This is a genomic window from Candidatus Chlorohelix allophototropha (genome assembly GCF_030389965.1).
In the GTDB taxonomy this organism is placed as follows: domain Bacteria; phylum Chloroflexota; class Chloroflexia; order Chloroheliales; family Chloroheliaceae; genus Chlorohelix; species Chlorohelix allophototropha.
This window is the reverse complement of sequence record NZ_CP128399.1, coordinates 36931-58273: the sequence shown is the minus strand read 5'-3', so window position 1 is coordinate 58273 and position 21343 is coordinate 36931. Positions and strand designations below refer to the sequence as shown.

The 21343-nt window shown below is 47.4% G+C and carries 20 protein-coding genes; 11 read left to right on the top strand and 9 right to left on the bottom strand.

From position 1 onward, the window contains the following. Positions 1–58: 58 nt before the first annotated feature. From OZ401_RS00260 to OZ401_RS00245, 4 genes are all read right to left on the bottom strand, one after another. Positions 59–1516 carry an adaptor complexes medium subunit family protein gene (locus OZ401_RS00260; protein ID WP_341468700.1) on the bottom strand — a complete coding sequence of 486 codons (1458 nt, stop codon included), beginning with the start codon at positions 1514–1516 and terminating at the stop codon, positions 59–61. Positions 1517–1681: 165 nt separating this feature from the next. Further along, positions 1682–2146, bottom strand: coding sequence for a D-aminoacyl-tRNA deacylase (gene dtd / locus OZ401_RS00255; protein WP_341468699.1), 465 nt, complete (start codon positions 2144–2146; stop codon positions 1682–1684). An 81-nt stretch (positions 2147–2227) separates the two neighbouring features. Continuing rightward, positions 2228–3472: a 2-C-methyl-D-erythritol 4-phosphate cytidylyltransferase gene (ispD, locus tag OZ401_RS00250; protein WP_341468698.1), complete on the bottom strand. Its 1245-nt coding sequence runs from the start codon at positions 3470–3472 to the stop codon at positions 2228–2230. Continuing rightward, positions 3472–4545, bottom strand: coding sequence for a PIN/TRAM domain-containing protein (locus OZ401_RS00245; RefSeq protein ID WP_341468697.1), 1074 nt, complete (start codon positions 4543–4545; stop codon positions 3472–3474). The genes ispD and OZ401_RS00245 overlap by 1 nt, the downstream gene beginning before the upstream one ends. 322 nt (positions 4546–4867) lie before the next feature. On the opposite strand from OZ401_RS00245, the gene OZ401_RS00240 reads away from it, so the two are divergent. Beyond that, positions 4868–5428, top strand: coding sequence for a DUF192 domain-containing protein (locus tag OZ401_RS00240; protein WP_341468696.1), 561 nt, complete (start codon positions 4868–4870; stop codon positions 5426–5428). Here OZ401_RS00240 and OZ401_RS00235 read toward each other — a convergent pair. Further along, positions 5425–6168 (bottom strand): LON peptidase substrate-binding domain-containing protein, encoded by a 744-nt coding sequence (locus tag OZ401_RS00235; RefSeq protein ID WP_341468695.1) that lies wholly within the window; start codon positions 6166–6168, stop codon positions 5425–5427. The two genes, OZ401_RS00240 and OZ401_RS00235, sit on opposite strands and share 4 nt — an antisense overlap. 253 nt (positions 6169–6421) lie before the next feature. Further along, on the bottom strand, positions 6422–7513 hold the full coding sequence (locus tag OZ401_RS00230; protein ID WP_341467879.1) for an IS4 family transposase: 1092 nt from the start codon (positions 7511–7513) through the stop codon (positions 6422–6424). Positions 7514–7822: 309 nt separating this feature from the next. Between OZ401_RS00230 and OZ401_RS00225 the strand changes: the two genes are divergently transcribed. Continuing rightward, on the top strand, positions 7823–9973 hold the full coding sequence (locus tag OZ401_RS00225) for a response regulator (protein WP_341468694.1): 2151 nt from the start codon (positions 7823–7825) through the stop codon (positions 9971–9973). A 37-nt stretch (positions 9974–10010) separates the two neighbouring features. Here OZ401_RS00225 and OZ401_RS00220 read toward each other — a convergent pair whose 3' ends face one another. Next, the gene (locus OZ401_RS00220) at positions 10011–10592 is read right to left on the bottom strand and encodes a peroxiredoxin-like family protein (protein WP_341468693.1); all 582 of its coding nucleotides are present in this window, start codon (positions 10590–10592) and stop codon (positions 10011–10013) included. 323 nt (positions 10593–10915) lie between these two features. Between OZ401_RS00220 and glnA the strand changes: the two genes are divergently transcribed. The 3 genes from glnA (at position 10916) to xseB (ending at position 14517) form a co-directional block, all read left to right on the top strand. Continuing rightward, on the top strand, positions 10916–12424 hold the full coding sequence (gene glnA, locus OZ401_RS00215) for a type I glutamate--ammonia ligase (RefSeq protein ID WP_341468692.1): 1509 nt from the start codon (positions 10916–10918) through the stop codon (positions 12422–12424). After that, positions 12421–14181, top strand: a complete 1761-nt coding sequence (locus OZ401_RS00210; protein WP_341468691.1) for a helix-turn-helix domain-containing protein — start codon at positions 12421–12423, stop codon at positions 14179–14181. Before glnA ends, OZ401_RS00210 begins: the two co-directional genes overlap by 4 nt. Before the next feature lie 84 nt (positions 14182–14265). Further along, complete coding sequence (gene xseB, locus OZ401_RS00205; RefSeq protein ID WP_341468690.1) at positions 14266–14517, top strand: exodeoxyribonuclease VII small subunit; 252 nt, start codon at positions 14266–14268, stop codon at positions 14515–14517. On the opposite strand, the gene OZ401_RS00200 is transcribed toward xseB, so the two are convergent. Next, positions 14510–15076 (bottom strand): deoxyuridine 5'-triphosphate nucleotidohydrolase, encoded by a 567-nt coding sequence (locus OZ401_RS00200; RefSeq protein ID WP_341468689.1) that lies wholly within the window; start codon positions 15074–15076, stop codon positions 14510–14512. The genes xseB and OZ401_RS00200 overlap by 8 nt on opposite strands. 10 nt (positions 15077–15086) lie before the next feature. After that, on the bottom strand, positions 15087–15659 hold the full coding sequence (gene dcd / locus OZ401_RS00195; protein WP_341468688.1) for a dCTP deaminase: 573 nt from the start codon (positions 15657–15659) through the stop codon (positions 15087–15089). A 59-nt stretch (positions 15660–15718) separates the two neighbouring features. Between dcd and OZ401_RS00190 the strand changes: the two genes are divergently transcribed. From OZ401_RS00190 to OZ401_RS00165, 6 genes are read left to right on the top strand one after another with little or no spacing between them, the layout of a single operon-like run. Continuing rightward, complete coding sequence (locus tag OZ401_RS00190) at positions 15719–16786, top strand: NADH-quinone oxidoreductase subunit H (RefSeq protein ID WP_341468687.1); 1068 nt, start codon at positions 15719–15721, stop codon at positions 16784–16786. 3 nt (positions 16787–16789) lie between these two features. After that, entirely contained in the window at positions 16790–17494 is a 705-nt protein-coding gene (locus OZ401_RS00185; protein WP_341468686.1) for a 4Fe-4S dicluster domain-containing protein, read from the top strand. Further along, positions 17449–18348 carry a dTDP-4-dehydrorhamnose reductase gene (gene rfbD, locus OZ401_RS00180; protein WP_341468685.1) on the top strand — a complete coding sequence of 300 codons (900 nt, stop codon included), beginning with the start codon at positions 17449–17451 and terminating at the stop codon, positions 18346–18348. Before OZ401_RS00185 ends, rfbD begins: the two co-directional genes overlap by 46 nt. A gap of 34 nt (positions 18349–18382) precedes the next feature. Further along, positions 18383–19168: a GNAT family N-acetyltransferase gene (locus OZ401_RS00175; protein WP_341468684.1), complete on the top strand. Its 786-nt coding sequence runs from the start codon at positions 18383–18385 to the stop codon at positions 19166–19168. Next, positions 19165–20130: a glycosyltransferase family 2 protein gene (locus tag OZ401_RS00170; RefSeq protein ID WP_341468683.1), complete on the top strand. Its 966-nt coding sequence runs from the start codon at positions 19165–19167 to the stop codon at positions 20128–20130. Before OZ401_RS00175 ends, OZ401_RS00170 begins: the two co-directional genes overlap by 4 nt. 5 nt (positions 20131–20135) lie before the next feature. Beyond that, positions 20136–21329, top strand: a complete 1194-nt coding sequence (locus OZ401_RS00165; protein ID WP_341468682.1) for a glycosyltransferase family 9 protein — start codon at positions 20136–20138, stop codon at positions 21327–21329. Positions 21330–21343: the final 14 nt, after the last annotated feature.

The following is a 21343-nucleotide window of genomic DNA, read 5'->3' as shown; positions in this document are numbered from 1 at the left end:
TAGCAGAGCGCAGTTTACCACCACGCTCCGCTATAAGCCATTTATGCCATTCCAGCTTTTAACGCCTTGCTCGTTTGCGCCAAAGTATATAGCTTGACCACAAGCCGGAAACCGCTATCGCGAGAGTACCACTGCCAAGCAATAACAAGCCCCACCAGCGTGGAAAGTCTGAATTATTAGCACCGGTAGCAGGCACTTTACCCGGTACTGCGGGTTGGGGTTGTAATTGAGTTCGGCTCTGCCCGGTTTGACTACTAATAGCACCGGCATAACCTTCATAGCGGCTGCCTGTCACTGCATCAATAACTTCAGCGAAAACATCCTGCGATAAAAGGCTGCTTACAGTCCCTGCTGATGCAGGCGGAGCTTCCACCGTCAGGTTCAGTACTGCAGAACGTCCAGATGGCAAATCGTAACCGTTCCAACTCACGCGCTTGCCGTTATCTTCGGTGCGAGTTGTGCCTATATCAGTGGAAGCCGATACCACCGATACGCCGTTAGCAAGCGGGATTTCCACGGTGTTCTGTACATTTATGGTATTCTGAAGACCGTTATGCAAAGTGAAAGTTAACACATAGCGATTGCCTCTGCCCGCAGCGACAGGCGGCAACTCGGCTGCGCGGCACACTACCAAATCGATTCGCCCTTGTATTGGGCTTGTAGGCGCACAATTGCTACCTGCTCCGGTACTTCCCGTGGCTGGCGGAGTAGTAGTGGTGGACGGTGGCGTGGTAGTGACCGGAGTTGTGGTAACGGGCGTGGTAGTAACGGGCGTAGTAGTAATCGGGCGTGGTATCAGATTAAAATTAAGGTGTGAGGTTGCACCTGCACTTACCGTTACCGTCGCTGTATCCTGCCCGGTATCAGTCACATACAGAGTCCTGTCATAATCAACCCCAACGGTATAATTACCGGGCTTTAAATCACCGTAGCCATAGTTGCCGACCGCATCAACAAATTGTTGTTGCCCGCCGTTGAGGGTAACTTTTCCGGCAGGTCCGGGATAAGGGTTGCCCTGCAAGGTAACTTTTCCGGCGATGCTACCTAACGGGTTCACACCCTGCCCGGACAGAGGAATGTTAAAATTAAAAACCGCTACAACGCCGTAAGAAACTTGCAGAGTAGCGTTATAATTTACAAGGTTTGTGGGACTAAAATTTACATTAAAAGTACAGCTTGCATTCGCAGCTAACCCGGTGCGAGTTAAACATGTGGTACTTGTAACGCTGAAAACCGAACCAGCAGGTAGAATATTATAACTGTTAATGTTGATTGTAGTTGTGGTTGTATTGCTAAAGGTTACTACACCGGTAGCAGTAGTACCAACATTTACCCCACCAAAATTCCCGCCCGATGCAGTTTGAGAAGCGGGTGCCGCTACAACGCCCGTTGCAGGCACTAAACTTAATAAGAGTAACAATACCCAAAGAATACGTCCTAAACGAGCCGGAGTAAAACCGGCTTTGCTTGGTTTTAGAGCAAAACTTTTTTGCTGGTTCTGATTTGATCCGAACATCCCTTTTCTCCTGAAAAGCCAACAACTAGAGGTTAAATTATAAGTTTTTATATTGTTGAACCGTAGAATTTTAGTTTATTGGAGGTTACTCTAAACAATCATAACAAAGATAGAATTATAGTCAATAACAATAAACGCAAGGGAGCGGGAGTTTTACTAAGGAGATTATTTTTTATCGGTAGCTTCGGCGCTATCTATAACAATCGTTACAGGCCCATCGTTTTCTATCGCGACCAGCATTTCTGCGCCAAACTGCCCGGTTTCTACTTTTAATCCGATTTCCCTTATTTTATTGACGAAGTAATGCACCAACGGTTCCGCGACATCTGGCAAAGCAGCATTTAGAAAGCTAGGTCGTCTGCCTTTACGAGTATCGGCATAAAGCGTAAACTGGGATACCACAAGCAGTTCTCCGCGAGGTTCAAGGTCAAGCGCCGATAGATTCATCTTACCAGCAGCATCTTCAAATATACGCAAGTTAGCAATTTTGTTGGCAAGATAATCGGCATCAGCATTGACATCGCCATGTGTTACGCCCACCAGCACTACAAAACCTTTGCCACATTGCCCTACCAATTCACTTTCCACAGTAACCTGCCCACGCCGCACCCGCTGAATAATTGCTTTCATTCTTAAAATTCTCTTTCCTTTACCACAAACGAAAGGCGACGTTACCGCCGCCCTGCACAAAAATCAAAGGGTTTCCGAAAGTTATCGCTTGCGTAAGAGCGCGACTGCCTGCCCTTCCATACCTTCCATACGTCCCACAAAACCAAGTTCTTCGGTAGTGGTAGCTTTAACATTGATGAGGGTCGCTTCAATTTGCAAAACCTGTGCCAACGCCTCGCGCATGGACGGAATGTAAGAAGCGAGTTTTGGGCGTTGTGCCGCTACTGTGGCATCAATATTCAAAATCTGCCAATTGCGTTCATAAAGCAAGTTGCGCACATGCTCCAGCATTTTGAGGCTGGAAATATCCTTGTAGATGGGGTCGGTAGGCGGAAAGTAACGCCCGATATCGCCCAGTCCGGCAGCACCAAGCAGCGCATTGATTATCACATGGGTTAGCACATCGGCATCACTATGCCCGTCCAACCCAAGCTCAAAAGGCACTTCCACGCCCCCCAGAATCAGCTTTCTACCCTTAGCCAAGCGGTGTACATCATAGCCCTGTCCCATCCTGATTTCGGGCAAGGTTTTGTCGCTCACCGTTTCTGTCACAGCTTTAGGCTCAGGGTTTTGCGCCTGCGATTCAAGTGTGAATAGCTGGCGCGCAATAACCAAATCTTCGGGGGTAGTTACCTTAAAGTTGTTATAGCTGGCACGGTAAACCTTTACCGGTTGCCCCATCAGTTCAAGCAACATCGCGTCGTCTGTAACATCGAGGTTGCGCGCAATTGCTTGGCGGTGCGCCTCACAGATCGAGGAATAGCTAAAAATCTGAGGAGTTTGGATTGCCCACAGAAGGTCGCGAGCAGGGGTACTCGCCACCAAACCAGTTTCATCCACCAATTTGATAGTATCTTTAACCGGAACAGCCGCTACGGCTGCGCCATGTTCCTGCGCTGCTGCCAACCCATCTGTAAGTATTTGCGAGGTAATGAAAGGGCGTGCGCCATCATGAATCATCACCCAACCGGGCGGGTTAGCTTCAAACGCCTGCAAACCTGCCCAGACCGAATCTTGGCGGCGCGATCCACCCGGTACAATCCTTTTCAGCTTTTGCAAGCCCATTTCGTAAGCCAAAGCACGCCCACGCATCAGGTTATCTTCGTTTAGCACTATCACATATTCGGAAATTAGCGGAGAGGCTTCAAAGACCTCAACGGTATGAAATAACAGCGGGCGACCTTCCACCAGTGCAAATTGTTTGTCCAGACCAGCCATTCGCGTGCTGCGCCCCGCCGCTACTATTACAGCTACAACTTTGTCTGAAGTATTATTATTTTGTGTCATTATTCATAGCCAGAGTTACGCACTTGCGCAAATATCATGCGTCCTGCTACGGTTTGCAGTACGCGGGTAACAGTAATAGTAACTTCTTGGTTCATATAGCGTCTACCGTTTTCGACCACTATCATCGTGCCATCATCAAGGTAACTCAAGCCCTGACCCATTTCCTTGCCCTCTTGAGTTATCCGTACTATTAGCTCTTCACCGGGCAACACCACAGGACGGACTGCCTGAGCCAGTTCGTTGACATTCAAGACCTTAACCCCTTGTAATTCGGCGACTCGGTTAAGGTTATAATCGTTGGTAATGACGGGAAAATGGTTAGTCTTGGCAATTTTTACCAGCTTGCCATCTACCTCGTTTACATCGGGCGTATCGATTTCAGAGATTTCAATCGGTACAACCGAGTCTTTTCGAAGTTTCCGCAACATTTCCAATCCGCGCTGCCCACGGTTACGGCGTTGCGGGTCAGAGCTATCGGCAATGTGCTGAAGTTCGTTAAGCACAAAACGAGGAATAATAAGCGTCCCTTCAATGAAGCCGGTTTGGCTCACATCAGCAATACGCCCATCTATAATCGCGCTGGTATCAACCAGTATGCTACGAGAAAAGTTATTACTGGCATTAGCATTTTCTTTGGGCAACGAACTTGCCGCCCGATTCATGCCTAGAAACTCGAAAACCTCGCGCTTGCGCATAACCATTATGGATACGCCTAGATAGCCGAACACAATAGCGCCTGTAACCGGCAGAATATTTCCGAGCAAGCCCGGCAATTGCGCGAGAGGGAAAGTAAGCAAACCTGCTACCACTAAACCTAAAGTCAAGCCAATACTACTGGCAATCAAATCTATGGCAGGTAGCATTTTTACCCACTTACGGGCGTAACTGAAAGGCACAAGGGTAAAATATGGGGCAGCAGTAGCGCCTATTGCCGCGCCTGCCAACATCAGCAGTACAATCAACTGCCTTTGCTCTGGCGCTTGCAAATCTTGTGAAATGGCGCTGCCCAGTTGCCAGCCAAGTATCCCAAATACCACCATTCCTAACAGGCGGAAAAAAAACCGGATATTCATGGCTAAGACTCCGTATAATAACAGCGCCCTCGATGCTCAGGTTCATCGGAGTGTATATAAAACTTAAGATAAATTTGAATAGTGCATTCAATAAAGCCTGCAATTCCTCAGTTTCCATTTTCCGGAACGCGACCTGACCGCTACCAAGGGCGTTAAAAAAAATAGCCAGTGACCTGACGGTCCTCCCAGATTACAATTGAGTATGTTTTGGGAGTTAAACTTTGTCCGATTCAAGTCGCTATGTGGCAGAAAAAGTCTAGTATAATATTACCATTCACATATAAGGGTGTCAAAGCCTTATCGTAGTATTAGGAAGGATGCTATGTCAAAACCAAAGGTTTTAATTTTATTCCTATTTATTGCATGGAATCTACTTCTGAGCGGGTGCGACGATTCGATACAAAATGTATCTCAGCCTACCAATACCAGCCTAAAGATTACTACAACTTCATTTTCTGCAACGATACCTGCCCCAACCCCCACCACATCCATTGCTACACCCGGTCAGTCTCAGCTTACTGCTTCTGCAGCAGTAATTCGCAAAACTAACGGGGAAGAAATAAAAATGACGGTCGAGTTAGCGCGTACCCCAAGAGAACAGGAAACAGGTTTGATGGGAAGGCAAAGCTTGCCAGCGGATAGCGGGATGCTTTTCATTTTCCCGGAGACTGGAAAATATAGCTTTTGGATGAAAGATACGCCATTGGCGCTTTCTATTGCCTTTATTGCATCTGACGGCAAACTGGTAGATATCCGAGATATGAACCCGTTTTCAGAAGAAATAATAACGCCCAAAGCTGAGCACCTCTATGCGCTTGAAGTAACACAAGGTTACTTTGCACAAAAAGGCATCAAAGTGGGCGATATTTTTAAATTAGGCTAGTTCTGGGAGAAACGTTTACCAATATTGAAGGCAGAACGGCGAACTGTACCATTTTCCACCTCTTGTTCAGTTTCTTCCGAATGTTGCATAATCTTGTGTAGAAACTCGGTTTCACTGATAAGCAAAGTCAATTCATTGTGCAAACGTTTATAAGGGTCATCGTTTTCTAGAAGATTTTGTTTATCTTCCAAACTAATTTGGGGCAGCCAATGTGGTATAACGTAGGAAAGCACTGCCGGGTCTTCGGGAATATCCAAATCCTCGATGCGTTTATGAGCAATATTCATAAGCACATCTAGGTAATTTTGGAAAACCTGTGTAACGCGCCCAACCAGTTTATCAGTTTCATCAGTAGAAGCGCTAAGCTGACCATCGGGCCAAAGCTCGATATCGGCTGTTACATAGGGTTTTTCTTCATGATATTGAAGCAAACGAAACCGCTCAGTGCCGATTGTGCTGATTAGCATACGACCATCATCGAGTCGGGTAACATCGGTGATTTTCGCCAAAGTGCCTACACGATGTAAGGGCGGAGAGGAATCTTGCAACTTATTGCCTTGCATATCTTCCTTCGCGTCCGAAAAATTGCCATCTATAAGCACAATGCCAAAAGGCTTATCATCACGTAAGCACTCATTTATCATTAAACGGTAACGTGGTTCAAATATTTGTAAAGCTTGAAACATCTGTGGGAATAGCACAGTGTTCAGCGGAAAGAGCGGAACATCTTTTATAATCATTTCCTGTTGTAATCCTGACTAGCAGGTCTTATATGACCTGAATATCTTAAAAGACCTTGCTATCAGAAGTATAGAAATAAAACTACCTTGTCGCAACACATGTGATGGTAAAGGGCTGTGAAAATTGTGTTAGCACTAAGTAAAACCGAGTGCCCTCAGAACTTGCTATATATCCGAAATGTAACTTATAATATTAATCATTAAGTTAAAAGGTAGTTATAAAATGAATAAACTGTTTTGCTACCGTACACAATTAGAAATCCTCTAAAAGAAAAGGGATAAAGGCGACTGGTAAGGGTAAATGTTCATTCAAAAAATGCTCAAGCAGGTTCAAACCTAAATTGAACAGGCTCAAATCCAGTCGTTCGGTGCGATGAATGACCCGGTTCCAGCCTTCAGCTAAAGCTATCGTACCCAGATGTACAATCCAAAGATAAGCCAGACAAGCCGCTAACAATAACCTTTCTAGCCGTTTAGGGTCATCCAAATGGCTCTTGTCCAGCCGAAACCCTCGGCTCTTGCTATCGGAAAAGAAGGTTTCAATCCTAAACCTCTTTTTGTAGTACCGGATTGCTTCCTGGGCTAGAGCCAAATTACTCACCAGATAAAGTGGCTCACGGTAAGGCTTTTGCCAGACCGCTATGACCAGTACTGGTCCGTACTCGTGTTTGCTGAATGCTACGCCGCTCTGACTCACTACCTGACCAGGCTGAACCCCTAACTTACTGATGGCATAATGAGCTTGTTCATCCAACCAGACCTGGCTATTTTTAGCAGTACGACAGACATACTGCCAACCGTAATAATCTAACCGTCTTAACAAACGACAGCCATCGAATTCACCATCACCCAAAAAGACTACTTGGCTACCAGACGGAACCAACGAGTGAACTTGCTTTAACAATCTGATGTGCAAAGCTTGAGCTAAATGTCCCTTTTTAGCCTTAACCACCAACCAACCCAAAGGTAAAGCCCGCCCCTGATATACTACACTGATTACTAAGCCCATTCCACCAGCACCAACCTGACTGCCATCTATCACCAGTACCAGTGGACAATGACACAGGCTACTCAGCAATTGTTTGGCGAAAGGAGCATACACCACTTTTTGGTTAAAGTTATCATTTTTGAGCAATCGGCGCATTCGGATGATGCGGCTTTCCCGTTTAGTTTTATCTGGCACTTTGGCGGCGATATTAGGCAACGCACTATGCCGACTACCTACAATCCCACTGATCACCATCGCTAGAATTGTTAAATATTGTAATTCGCGCCCCTGCGCTTGTGGGTGGAGTTGCAACAATTGCTGTTTTATGGCACGATGTCGGCGAAGGTTGTCACTCATTTTGGTATCCTTTTGCTTTCTACTTTGGTCGGTAAGAAAACTACAGTTTACCACTCTGCCTCAACCTTCTCCTCCTTTTCCTCTCCTTTATATCTGTACGGTAGCAAATAAACTGTTAACTTTTGCCTGAATAGAATTTGAAATTATATATTAGAGAAATATAAACCGATAGTACAGCGTTCATATTACGACCTGAAGTGCTATTAATGGGTAGTAACAAATGAAGGAACTACCTATTTCCACCTATTTCAGATGATAATTTGCCTCGGAACTTCAATAATAATTGTTCTTTTAATGGTACAAGTTTGAATGACTAATTCATTACAACCACCTAAAATTCTCATCATTGACGATAGCGAAGATAATGTCGCATTGCTACGAGGCTTACTTGAGCGTGAAGGTTATAAAATAGAGACTGCCAGCGATGGGCTGACCGGGTTAGATAAGGTTCGCTCCACCGATCCTGATCTCATACTTTCGGATGTTATGATGCCCGGTTTAAATGGGTTTCAACTCACGCAGCGCATTCGTGCCGACAAAGCTTTAGGCTATATCCCCATTATTCTGGTAACCGCCCGAAACGATAATAATGATAAAATTCGCGCTCTCGAAACCGGCGCAGATGATTTTTTGGTTAAACCTATCCAACGCCTCGAATTAATTGCAAGAACACGTTCGCTAATCCGCTTGAAGCGCACTACCGACCACCTAAACCATACCGCTATAGAAAAAGAATATCTCTATAAACAGGCGGAACAGCGCGCACTTGAGCTTGCCACTCTCAATGAAACCTCGTTGGGCATTGGCTCAAAAATCAGCTTGCAAGAACTACTGAAACTGGTGCTGGCTAAAAGCTGCGAATTGGTAAAAGCGCAAAGCGGTATTATGTATCTGGTCAACGGTGAGGAAGGCAAATTACAGATTGCCGCCATTCATAATATTGACCACAAATATCTAGGCGCGGGCATTATGTACGGCGAGGGTGTTGCCGGTTTGGTAGCAATTACCCAAAAGCCGATGCGGATTAATAATTACTACGATTGGTCAGGTAAAGCGCCGCTATTTTCAAATGACTCCAGCATAACCGCTGTGCTTGGGATGCCCTTACTTGCTAATGGGCGAACGGTGGGCGTTCTGGAAATACTCGACGATTATCGTAACCATGTATTTACAGATGAAGATGTACGTTTGCTCAATTTGCTTGCGCCACAAGCTGCCATTGCTTTGAGCAATGCGCTACTATATGAAGATGTAACCCGCGAACGCGACCGCTTGCAAGCATTGCTTAACTCGGTTAAGGACGGCATCTTGATGCTGGATCGCAACTATTCGGTAGTGCTGGCTAATCAACGTTTCAGCGAACTAATGGAACTTCAGAGCGATCAAGTTACCGGACGAAGTATCAGCGAAGTTGCCGATTTGCTGGCAGAAGTGCTGGAAGCAGAGCCACCCTTCAGTAGCGACAATATGAATCGTATTTTGCGCGATTTAAACCGCAATCCTGAAAAGGGTTTTATGCGCAAGATCACTATAACAGACCCGAAACTGCGCAATATTGAATGGAGCGGCGCACCGGTTCTGGATGTAAACCGTAATCCGATTGGCTGGCTCAATGTTTTCCACGATTTTACACAGCAGCGAGAACTGGAGCAATTGCGCGAAGACTTTATCAATATGCTGGTGCATGACCTCAAAAGTCCGCTTACTGGCGTTATCGGTGGAATTGAACTAGCAGACAGTCTATTCTCTGAAGAGCCGCAGACTGACTCCGAAGTGCCACAACAGCGCGAATTCTTGCAAATGGCTAGTAATAACTGCCATAGTATGCTTACCATGGTCAATACTATGCTCGAAGTAAGTCGGCTGGAAGCCGGACGCATGCCGCTGGATATGAAGCTAATTACCGCAGAAGATTTGGTACAAGCCAGCCTTTCCGATCTTGAACTGAACGCACGCGAGAAACAAATAAACCTACGCCGCAAGTTGCCTTATGAACCAGTATGGTTGAAAATTGACCTATCACAAATGAAACGGGTGCTTATGAACTTGCTGGCAAATGCCATCAAATTTAGCCCGGAAGGTAGCGATATACTGGTAACGGTACAAGTTGAGCAGGGTGTTCGGCGGCGTGGTACTACCAGCAGTCTCGATACCGGACGCTTGCGCCAAAGCGCTACCCAACTTTTGCGCGAACGCAGCGAAGTTCCTCAAAAATCAATTTTGATTACCGTAGCAGACGAAGGTCCGGGGATACCACCAGAAGACCTCGGCAGAATCTTCAACAAATTTGTTCAGTTACCTAACAGTCGAGGCAAGATTGGCAGCGGGCTTGGATTAGCCCTTTGTAAATTGGTAATTGATGCCCATGGCGGGCGCATTTGGGCTGAAAGTAACTACGGGCAAGGTAGCACTTTCTATATCTCCTTGCCTTACACCGACCCCAATAGTGGGCAAAATTAAAAAAGGACGGGTAATAAAACCCGTCCTTACCTGAATTTTAGTTTTGAATCTTTGGGTCTTCCAAAGCATTCAATACAACCGATAACGGCGCATTATCGCTCGCCAATTCCGATTGGTGAGCAAACAAGATTGTACCATCGGTATCAATAACAAAAGTGCCACCTAGTTGCGCTACATCACCTTCGGGAATACCCAAACCGTATTTAGAAGCTGCTGAGAGGGATTTGAATATTTCGCCTGCGGACTTTACAGGATTAAAAAGATCGCCGGTTTCAGTAAAACGCTTCAACCCATATGCCCGGTGTAACGCACTCCCTCCACTGCCATAAACCTTGAAGCTGAATTTACGATCGGTCAAAAATTCTTTAACTGCGCTCTGATTACCCATCATAATCGCCGCCACGTTAGCGCCTTTTTCGCTGAAACGAGCGTAATTTTTTTGAAACTCGCCTAAATATTGGCGGCAGAACGGACAGCCTTTGTGTCGGGTAAAAACCAACACCAACGGTTTATCTTTCCATAAATCGGACAGCTTAAAAACATTGCCGTCTTTGTCAATCACACGTGCGTTGGGGGCTTTATCCCCAACTTGCGCTTCATTTTTACTCTGGGTAGCCATTTTGCTTACTCCTGATTCAGGAGGAAATCCTCCACAAAAGATGCATTAAGATTTGACGAAATACCCTTCTATCTTAATATACCAGTAAAATATGTTGGAATTACAAATAAAAGACTAACAAGCGGTGAATATTCGGTTAATCTATTGAGTATAGACAATTTAAACAATGATTTTTGGTCTGTGTTGTGCTTTTAGACACTTGCATGCCTTTTACTGAGGGTGTTATACTTTACAGAGTGTTTTCAACGTGCATTTTGCACAATTCTGTTAAGAAAAATACCAGCTAGGTATAGCTTAAAGCTCAAACCCTAGGAGCGTAAATTGTGGCTGACAGTGAGAATATGCCAAATGGTGGGCAGCCACCAAGCCAAAATCTAGGCAAAATAAACAAAACAAGTGATGCAACCAAAGCGGATAAAGCTAGCAGAGTCGAAAAACTGGAAAATGATGAAGTAATTGCGCGGGCGCGTGATATCGGAATCCGTTTCATCGACCTGCAATTTACCGATATTTTTGGCTCGGTAAAAACTGTAACAATACCTGTTAGCCAGTTAAGCGCCGCCCTCGAAAATGGTGTCTGGTTCGATGGCTCTTCGATTGAGGGTCTGGCACGTATCGCCGAACATGATATGTATCTAGTTCCAGATACCAGCACCTTTACGGTAGTGCCATGGAGTGACCCGGAAATACGTGTTGCGCGCCTTATTTGCTGGGTTTATACCCCACGCGGGGAACGTTTCCCCGGCGACCCACGCCATGTGTTGGATAAACTTCTAAAAGAAGCGGCGGCACTGGGCTATTTGTACAACACCGCTCCTGAGCTAGAATTTTTTCTCTTTAAAAAGGACTTGGTAGGTGGTTTGCCGGTAACAGAAGAAAACGACCGCGCCGGATATTTTGACCATTCAAACGATACCGCTTCTATTATCAAGCAGAAAGCCGCTTATGCGTTAACCCAAATGGGTATAGAGTTTGACAGCTTCCATCATGAAATTGCGCCGGGACAACATGAGCTTGATTTTTCGGTAAACCAAGCTTTACGCTCTGCCGATCATGTGATAAGCGCGAAAAGCGCCATCAAAGCGGTAGCTCGACAAAATAATCTACGTGCTTCTTTTATGCCCAAGCCACTGTTTGGAATCCCCGGTAATGGGATGCATACCCACCAGAGCCTTATTTTTAACGGTGAGCAAGGGCAACGCAACGGCGCAGGCGCAAGTAAAGTTATTCCTGCTCCTTCCAGTGAAAATGTTTTCGCCGGTTTAACCGAGCAATATGGGCTTTCACCCGTAGCGCGTCATTTCATTGCCGGGCAACTCTATCATGCAAAAGGCATGGCGGTGGTACTTGCTCCCATAGTAAATTCATACAAGCGGTTGGTAGCAGGTTATGAAGCTCCGGTATATATCAGTTGGGCGCGAGTCAACCGAGGTGCATTAATCCGAGTTCCCCACAGCGGTCCCGGTCCGAATCACAAATACGCAGCACGTCTTGAACTGCGCTGCCCTGACCCCGCTTGTAATCCTTACCTTGCTTATGCGGCAATGCTAAAAGCGGGTCTAGATGGAATCAAGCGTAAATTACCCTTACCCGAACCGGTTGAGGAAAGCATCTACCAATTTGATGCCAGCGAGTTGCGCCGTCGTAATATTGAAACCTTGCCCAGCACCTTGCGCGAAGCGCTTGATGATCTCAAGCATGACGATGTAATACAAGAATCGTTGGGCGACCATGTATATGAGAATTTAGTCGAGGCAAAAATGGAAGAATGGGCTGAATATAGAAGGCATATCAGTCCGTGGGAAGTTGATCGTTATCTTGATTTATCATGATTACATTCGCTGAACTATATCAAAAAGTTTTACCCCCTCAAGCGGTGCTGCTGACTGAAAATGAAGACCTCGGACGTGAAGTTTCGTGGGTAGTGGTCAGCCGTAGTCGCACGCCCTTGTTCGATGACCTCAAGGGCGGTGAATTGGTATTAATCAGCATGCGCTCGCTGCGGCTTATCGACGAAGAAATCGATATTGACCGCCTTTTTGGTTATCTGGCAGAAAGAGGCGTTAGCGGTGTAGCCATAATGGGGCAAATAAACGACTCTGCCATCTCTACCGCTAAGGAATTTGCGTTACCCTTGCTCAGTTTGCCGGAAGGCACAAGCCTAAGCGAACTCGAAAGAGCGCTTACGAAATATATTGTGGAACACCGCCAGCTATTGCAACAGTGGACTCAGGATGTGATTCGCCAGTTTACCGAACTGGTAATCGAAGGCAAAGGTCTTGTAGCAATTGCCGAAAGGTTGTGCCAGCTAACTGAGTGTGCTGTCATCATCGAAGATAGCTCATTCCGGCTACGCGCCCGCAGTTTGCCCGATTTAAGCGAGCCTATACCGGCATATAATACCCGCGCAAGAAGCGGTTTCCCTAATGGGATCAATCAACCGCCTTCTCCAGAAAATTACGTTTCAGGTTTGAGGGAACATGCGCAGTCAGTGCGTGAATGGTTATCCAGCAAAGATTTGCGTGCAGCCGACCCGCCGCTGCATACCTTCGAAAACGGGGCGGGGCTAATGCAACTTACTGCCCCGATTATTGTGCAAGCGACTATTTCCGGTTATGTTTCTATTCTTGGGAAAGATTTCACCAATATCCATCGGGTAGCGGTAATTCGGGCGGCTTCTGCTTGTGCTATCGAACGCTCTCGCGAAATTGCGGTGAGCGCGGTGGAAGACCGTTTCCAAGCAAACGTGTTGGATGAAATTATAGACGGAACCTTCACCAATGCGGATGCGGTGGTAGAGCGTGGCAAACGCCTGAGCTACAATCTAAACTTACCCTATTGCGTTATCACGTTTGCTTTCAGGCATAGCGAAGCCAAAAACCGCAAAAAGCCTCTTACAATTGTCCTAGATGGTCAAGAATTGGAACTGGACTTACCTATAAGCGAAAACATGGCGCGTGAATTGCAGCGGTTGGTTGAACAAGAAGCGGCACGCCGCCAATTGAGCATTATCAGCCGAGTTCGAGATGACCGTTTTGTGCTATTTTTTGGTTCAGGTAAAGATAAATCCAATCATATCGAACTAAAGAAAAGCGCCAAAATCTTCCACGATCGGGTACAGGCGCATTTTACCGAAATGTCGGTCAGCGCAGGCTTGGGGCGTTTTTATGAAGGTATCGAAGGCATCAGCCGAAGCGCACAGGAATCAGAAAAATCTGTAACAATGGGTTTGAAGCTCTTCGGTGCGGGCAACCTCACCTATTTTGGCGATTTAGGGGTTTATCGTCTGCTACTAACCATCAGCAACCAGAAAGAGCTACGCGAATTTTATCAGGAAGTATTGGGCAAACTGCTAGAGCATGACTCGCGCAATGGTGGAGAACTGATGCAAACCCTTGAGTCCTATTTCAGATATCACGGTAGCCCTAGCAAAATGGCGGAAGGCATGAGCCTGCACCGCAACACTTTGTTATATCGCCTGCGTCGAATCCAGGAAATTCTGGGCGTGGAATTTGAAGAGGATGCCGAAGCGCGACTGGGCTTACATTTGGCATTGCGCATTGGCGAAGTGTTAGGCGAACGCCGTTAAGCCCAACCTCAGTATGCTATAATTCACCCCGATGCTATACATGGCGCTATAAATTAACCTGATTGGTGTTATTTCAAAACTAAAATGAAAATTGAGAAAATGAACTTTGAAGAGGCGTACCAACGCCTCTCCGAAACTGCTGCCGCTCTTGAGAACGGCAACCTGCCGCTGGATAAATCGCTGGCATTATACGAAGAAGGGGTTGCTTTGGCAGAACGTTGCAAAGAACTGCTGGATAAAGCCGAGCTACGGGTAAAACAAATTTCGCCGGGAGAGCCTGAATCGGAAACCCGGCAAGCTACTCTTGATCTGGGTGAAGACGACGACTTTATTTAGTCGTTAAATCACGGTTGGTTGGTATATTCTCAAGTTGATAGCGACCGTTATAGCCTTCGCCTTCCGCCAACGGTTCAGCCAATTCCCAGAAGCAAAGCTGAATAATTCGAGCATTGCGAGAAATAGTCATTCCAAAAGGATTATGCACCACCAGCAAAACCTCACTGCGCCCGCTATAGCCCGGATCCCATAGCGCAGTTACCACCGAACCGCCACCACGCGCAATAGTGGAGCGTGGGCGCGCCAGCCCTACGATGTTACGAGGGATATGCACAATCTCGTTCAAAATAACCTTATAAGGACCGGGCGCAAGGTAAACCTTTCCTTCCGAGTCCCATTCCAGTTCTTTATAATCGGGCAGTTTCGTTTCCGCCTGTGAAAAGCCGATAATCGCACCATTGGTAGGCGCAAGCACTTTTTGCGCCGATAGGTCGATTCCGGCAGGCTGCACCTGCACTTTAGGATCGAGTAACCCTTCCACCAGCGGCAAACCGCTTTCAGGCATAAGTAAGGGTACAAGCTGGTTTCTGGTTAGAAACGAGGGCAGGTTATCCGGCAAAATTATTCTCCTATTCCACTTCTAAAGTTAGTTTGCTTGGTCCCGGCAAAGTTTGTCCCGCATACTTGTTGCCGGGTTTAAGTCGATACGGAACTTGAGCAGGCGAGGTTAGTTTTTCAAAATGGAAAGAGCAAATTCGCATGCCGGGATAAAGCGCCACCGCTATTCTACCCAGATTGCCCAATTCCATAGTAGCCGTACCAACCCAACCCGGCTCAAACAAAGCGGCGGTGCTATGCACGATAATGCCCAACCGAGCAAGGCTGCTACGCCCTTCCAACCTACCCACCAAATCATCCGGCAATTCTAGCGTCTCAACGGTGCTGGCAAGTACAAAATCACCCGGATGCATCATAAAAGGTTCATTATCTGCTACGATAATTTTACGCATAGATTCGGCAATCGAAACCGGGCTGCGCGGGTCGATAAAGCTGAAACGGCTATGCTCAAAAACCATGAAAGTATTGCTCAAGCGGAAATCTACCGAGCAACTGCTCAACGCTTTATCGTAATCAGGTTCGGGCGTAATGCGAATCTTGCCCTGCTTCAAATGCTCAACAATATCACCATCGCTTAAAACCATCGGCAAACCTCCCCTTTTACAGCATAAGTTGGTAGTTTCGGGAATTTTCGCACAGTTTCATGGGGTCGTCAAATCTAAAACTTGAAAGCCTTGCCTTGCTGTGCTACACTCGATTTATGGTAACTAGCTCAACAACTGAAATGCTTCTGCGCCTGCTATTTACCGTAGCCATTTACCCGGGTTTCTTTTTCATTGCCAGCCTAGGGTTGTTGGCAGAAGGCTTGCGCCGCATGTTCCAAGCGCGCGCCGAAGGTAGGCTTAGCCCACCTCTTTTACAACCTCTGTACGACCTACTAAAGCTTTTCAAAAGACCTTCTCCTGTGTCTGCACCTGCGTTACCCCCTAGCGAAACATATGTAACCGACTCGGCGCTAAACGCTCAGCGCGCCGCCACTTGGCGTACCATCCAATTCTTTATGCCCGCATTGGCAGTTCTGGCAATAGCCGTAGCTGTAGCATTTGTGCCAGTTCCCGGCAATCTCTGGACGGCGCAATTTGAGAATGAGAGCAAAGGACTAGGAGCAGACTTACTGGCGGTAGTATTATTGCTGGAATTGCCGGTGGCAGTTAGTATTATATTCGGCGCGATGGGTCCCTCTATCTACACACAGGTTGCCGGTTCGCGCACCGCTCAACTGGCAATTTCTTACTTGTTACCTTACGGAATAGCGGTTTTTGGTCCCGCGTTGGTGCTAGGTAGCCTGAATCTCAATAAAATTGCCGCTTCAAACCAGTTCGCCTATATCCCGGTAAAACTGGTGTGTGGCTTGCTCTTTCTGGTAACGCTGCCACCCAAACTGCGAATCAGCCCACTTGAAGCAGGACAGGGCGAAGCTTTGGAAGGCGTAACTACCGACCTTAACGGACCGCCGCTTGCTTTCTATCGTCTCATGCTAATGCTGGAACGAGCCGCCGTTGCAATACTATTCACCGCGCTATTCGTACCGTTCAGTAACAATCCATTGGTTTTTGCCGCAGGCGTATTGCTGTGTCTGGGCTATACGGGTGTTGCAGAAGTCCTATTCAGCCATGTAAAATTAAATACAGCTTTAAAATTTTATTTGGTATATGCTGGTGTAGGTGCAACAGTTTGGCTATTGGTTCTTGCTTTTCTGGTTAAAGTGTAAGGTATGTTCGATTTTCTACAAAACGGGCTTCCGGCGTTTGCGCTGTGGATTATAAGCGGGCTGACAGCGCTATATGGGCTGGCATATTTTCTGACGCATATCACACATGGTGGATTGGTACGGCAGAACCTTTTACTAACAAACCGGGTGCAATTGCCGGAACTAGCTAAGAATGCCGACGTATCAGGTAGCGGCACAGGTGAGGAAACTACACAGGCACTGGTTATGTTGCCCTCAGAAGGTTTGGGACCAAGCGAACGAGGCGGCATCATTTACCCGGCGCAAGGACGCAACGGCTTGAACTTTAAACCGGGACTATGCACCGGCTGCGGGTTGTGCGTTTTTGTTTGCCCCGCCACTGCCGTTTCCACCAATCCAACTACCAAAGGCTACTTGCGAAAGTTTGACCTAGGCAAATGCATGTATTGTGGTTTGTGCGAAGCGGCGTGCCCAACTCAGGCGATTCACCTTACCGTTCAAAACCGGGGAACCAGCGACCTCTCCGAATTTATAATCGAAGAAGAACTGGCGTGGGAGAAATGCGCCGAATGTGGCGCAAAAATACCTGCCCTCAACTTGTTTTCAGCACGTATCTACGACCTAGAAATGGCTAAACCAACCAGCAAGAAAAAAGGCAAAAAAAGCGGGCAGCGCTGCGGGGAATGTACCAGGCGAGTGCTGGCAGCGGAGGAAACGGTATGCGAGTAGTGGTAACGGGTATAAACGGGCAGTTAGGTAGTGCGGTTTTGAAAGCAGCAGAACAACGCGGTTTTGAAACATGGGGTATGTCGCATGAACAAGGCGATATCACCAACCGCACCGGGGTAATGAACTACATTATGCACCACGCGCCCGACCTTGTTATCCATCCTGCCGCCTATACCTATGTTGACCAGTGTGAGAGCGACCCAGATACCGCCTACCGGGTAAATGCGCTCGGCACTCAGAATCTCGCGCTGGCTTGCGCTAAAAGTGGCGCAACTTTGCTATATGTCAGCACCAATTGCGTTTTTGATGGGGAAAAACCCTATCCTTACGAGTATTACGAGTACGATGCCACCAATCCCACCAGCGTATATGGACGAAGCAAACTGGCAGGAGAATGGTACACCAGCAATATAGCTCACAAATTTTATGTGGTTCGCACCGCTTGGGTTTTTGGTTCAAAACCTGTACCGGGAAAAGTCAATTTTGTACAGCGTATGCTACAAATCGCCGATGAGCGGGGGTCAGCAACGGTAGTTGAAGATGAACGAAGTAACCCTACCTATGCGCCTGACCTAGCAGAAGCCCTCTTGGACTTGGCGGAAACCGAAGCATATGGAATCTACCATTTGACGAACACGGGTGTAGCCAGCCGTTACGAATTTGCGCAGGAGATTTTTCGCCTTAGCCAACGCAATGTGACGATTACTCCTACCAGCTTAAAGGACTTTAAACGTCCTACCCCACCTCTTTACAACAGCGCCCTTAAAAACTTCGCCGCAGCCAGCCTTGGTGTAAAGATGCGCACTTGGCAAGAAGCATTGGAGCAGTATATCCGGGAAGCAATCCTTAACTAAATCAAGCTAAATAGTAGCCAGAAACGAGTGTGGTATGCGGACGGTAAACTTACATTCTAAAGAGGAAATCGAACACTTCCTAAGAAAAGACCAAGCTTTGCGAGTTTATGAACTGGGTGACCTTGACGACTTTTTCTGGGAAGATACCGAATGGTACGGTTTGAAAGAGGACGGGGTGTTACAGCAGGTTCTATTGCTATATTGCGGCTCAGACCTTCCGGTGTTAATCGGGCAGGCGAACGGCAATGCAGCGCATTTAAGTGAATTGCTGGAAGCCACACGCCCTCGCTTGCCTTCCCGTTTTTATTCCCATCTAAGCCCAGAAGTTATTCCAGCGCTACAAGAAGATTACCAAGTTGAATATCACGGGGCGCATTATAAAATGGCGCTTCAAGATTGTTCACGTTTGGAAAAATATGATAAAACGCACCCGGTGCAGTTGAGTTGGCAAAATGTAGAAGAGATTGAACAACTTTATATAGAAAGTTACCCGCAAAACTGGTTTGACCCGCGCATGTTGGATACCGGATTCTACTATGGCATCCGAAACAATAACAAGTTGGTCAGTATCGGCGGAGTGCATGTCTATTCGCCACAGTATAAAGTAGCAGCAGTAGGCAACGTAGCTACCCACCCCTCGTACCGAGGACGCGGTTATAGCCTTGGGCTATGCGCTCACATTTGCCGCGAGCTACTTAAAACTGTGGATACCATTGGGTTGAACGTAAGGTCGGATAATCCGGGAGCGTTGGCAGCTTATCGCAAACTGGGCTTTGAAATTGCCGGAGAATATGCCGAATACACGCTGGAGTTGAAGTGAGTTTTACCTATTCTATTATCATACCTAATTACAACGGGGCAAAGTTGTTGGGTGCATGTCTTGAATCCATCTCCGCACAAACGCTTCAGCCCCTCGAAACGATTGTAGTGGATGATGCCAGCAACGATAATTCCATAGATTATCTTTCCGAGAATTATTCATGGGTGCGTCTGATAAAACGCGAACGCAACGGTGGCTTTACTGCCGCCTGCAATAGCGGGTTCGACAAGGCGAAGGGTGACGTTATGATACTCTTCAACAACGACGCAGAAGCCGCACCCGGCTGGTTAGAGGCGATCGACCACGCCTTGCAGCAACGCCCTGAAATCGACATAGTGGCATGCAAGATAATGCTGCGTGATCGCCCTAATGTTTTCCACGCGGCAGGCGATTTTTATCGCCGCAACGGCGTACCCGGTAACCGGGGGGTGTGGGAAGAGGACAAGGGGCAATTCGATAAGGCAGAAGAGATTTTCGGACCATGTGGCGCGGCTGCTGCCTACAAACGCGAGGCATTGGACGAGGTGCGTCGCGATAATGAGGACGGCAAAGTGCTAGACGAAAGCCTGTATATGTATCTCGAAGATGTTGATTTGAACTTGCGCATGCACTTGCGCGGCAAACGCTGCCTGTATGTTCCAGATGCGCTGGTATATCACCAATTGAGCGCGACAGGTGGTGGCAAACGCGCCGCTTATCAGTGTGGGCGTAACTTTCTGTTGGTAGCAGTAAAAGACCTACCCAGCGGGGTTTTGCAACAATGCTTGCCCGGTATAATCAAAGCGCAGTTAGGCTACGCCCTTACATCACTCAGGTTAATTAAGCTGGATACCGAACGGGCGCGCCTGAAAGGGCAATGGCACTCCCTGAAAGCATTGCCGCGCACTTTGCGACAACGCAAACGGGTGCAAGCCTCTTGCCGGGTTAGCCGAAATTATTTTGAAAAGCTGTTGCAGGATTAGGCAGTGTGGGTAAAAGCAAAACGATTAAAAAAATTCTAGCGATAAAGCTGGCGGATTTAGGCGATACGCTGGCAATTACCCCTGCCCTGCGTGCCTTGCGTGAGGCTTACCCCGATGCCACCATCGAAGTGCTAACCACCAATGGCGGTGCGGTGCTGGAAGATTTGCCCTATCTCAATCGAGTAATCTATTTCAACAAGTACCTCTTTGACGAACCACGCCAAGCCTTAAAACCCAACAATCTATGGGTGGCTTTTCGCTTTTTGCTAAGCCTAACTTTGGCACGCTACGATACGGTTATCCTGTTCCACCATCTCACTCTGCGTTTTGGCGCGTTAAAATATGCCGCGCTGCTACTTTCCAGCCTTGCCAAACGCCGGGTTGGGCTGGATAATGGGCGCGGTTGGTTTCTGAACCTGAAAATTGCCGATAGGGGTTTCGATGCTGCTACTGAGCGGGCGTACTGGCTGGAAGTGGTTGGCGCATTAGAAGCTAAAAGCGATAACACGCGCCCGGAAATCCCTTTGAATGAAAAGCATTACCGGGTAGCCGCCGAGTTGCGCGACTCGATTATAGGTCAAGAGAAAACCCTACTGGTGGCAATTCACCCCGGCAGCGGGGGCTACAGTCTGGCGCGACGCTGGCAACCGTCTGGATTTGCGGGGGTGGCAGATGCGCTAGTAGAACGATACGGCGCAAAAATTGCGCTGGTGGGCGGTGCAGAAGAACACGAACTTTGCGCCCAAGTAATAAAGCAAATGCGCTTTTCAGATAAGGTGGTAAATCTGGCGGGTAAAACGGGGGTACGTGAAGTTACCGCTTTTCTCGGAATGTGCGACCTTTTTATCGGCAACGATGCCGGGCTAATGCATCTGGCGGCAACCGCAGGTGCGCCGGTAGTCGGGATATTTGGACCAACTAATCCGCAAGCATGGCAACCATACGGTACACAGGGGCTTGAACTAAAAAGCGAAACAAAAGCAGGGCGCAGCGGGTCTATCATTGTGAGAGCAGAGCTTGAGCTACCTTGCCGTCCCTGCCTATATCGAGGCATGGAACTGGGTAGTCGCACCGGATGCGCCCCGCGCCCTTGCCTAAGCGAAATCAAAGTGGAACAGGTAGTAACAGCGGCGCAAACTTTGCTTGAAAAACGTCATATACATTGTCTAATATTAGGGGATATGACCGAAAAGGCATAAAATCCCGGAAGTTG

Bases quoted from the DNA above. Each gene is read 5' to 3' on its own strand.
- OZ401_RS00260 (WP_341468700.1), bottom strand. From the start codon at position 1,516: ATGTTCGGATCAAATCAGAACCAGCAAAAAAGTTTTGCTCTAAAACCA.
- dtd (WP_341468699.1), bottom strand. From the start codon at position 2,146: ATGAAAGCAATTATTCAGCGGGTGCGGCGTGGGCAGGTTACTGTGGAA.
- ispD (WP_341468698.1), bottom strand. From the start codon at position 3,472: ATGACACAAAATAATAATACTTCAGACAAAGTTGTAGCTGTAATAGTA.
- OZ401_RS00245 (WP_341468697.1), bottom strand. From the start codon at position 4,545: ATGAATATCCGGTTTTTTTTCCGCCTGTTAGGAATGGTGGTATTTGGG.
- OZ401_RS00240 (WP_341468696.1), top strand. From the start codon at position 4,868: ATGTCAAAACCAAAGGTTTTAATTTTATTCCTATTTATTGCATGGAAT.
- OZ401_RS00235 (WP_341468695.1), bottom strand. From the start codon at position 6,168: ATGATTATAAAAGATGTTCCGCTCTTTCCGCTGAACACTGTGCTATTC.
- OZ401_RS00230 (WP_341467879.1), bottom strand. From the start codon at position 7,513: ATGAGTGACAACCTTCGCCGACATCGTGCCATAAAACAGCAATTGTTG.
- OZ401_RS00225 (WP_341468694.1), top strand. From the start codon at position 7,823: ATGACTAATTCATTACAACCACCTAAAATTCTCATCATTGACGATAGC.
- OZ401_RS00220 (WP_341468693.1), bottom strand. From the start codon at position 10,592: ATGGCTACCCAGAGTAAAAATGAAGCGCAAGTTGGGGATAAAGCCCCC.
- OZ401_RS00210 (WP_341468691.1), top strand. From the start codon at position 12,421: ATGATTACATTCGCTGAACTATATCAAAAAGTTTTACCCCCTCAAGCG.
- xseB (WP_341468690.1), top strand. From the start codon at position 14,266: ATGAAAATTGAGAAAATGAACTTTGAAGAGGCGTACCAACGCCTCTCC.
- dcd (WP_341468688.1), bottom strand. From the start codon at position 15,659: ATGGTTTTAAGCGATGGTGATATTGTTGAGCATTTGAAGCAGGGCAAG.
- OZ401_RS00190 (WP_341468687.1), top strand. From the start codon at position 15,719: ATGGGGTCGTCAAATCTAAAACTTGAAAGCCTTGCCTTGCTGTGCTAC.
- OZ401_RS00185 (WP_341468686.1), top strand. From the start codon at position 16,790: ATGTTCGATTTTCTACAAAACGGGCTTCCGGCGTTTGCGCTGTGGATT.
- rfbD (WP_341468685.1), top strand. From the start codon at position 17,449: ATGTACCAGGCGAGTGCTGGCAGCGGAGGAAACGGTATGCGAGTAGTG.
- OZ401_RS00175 (WP_341468684.1), top strand. From the start codon at position 18,383: ATGCGGACGGTAAACTTACATTCTAAAGAGGAAATCGAACACTTCCTA.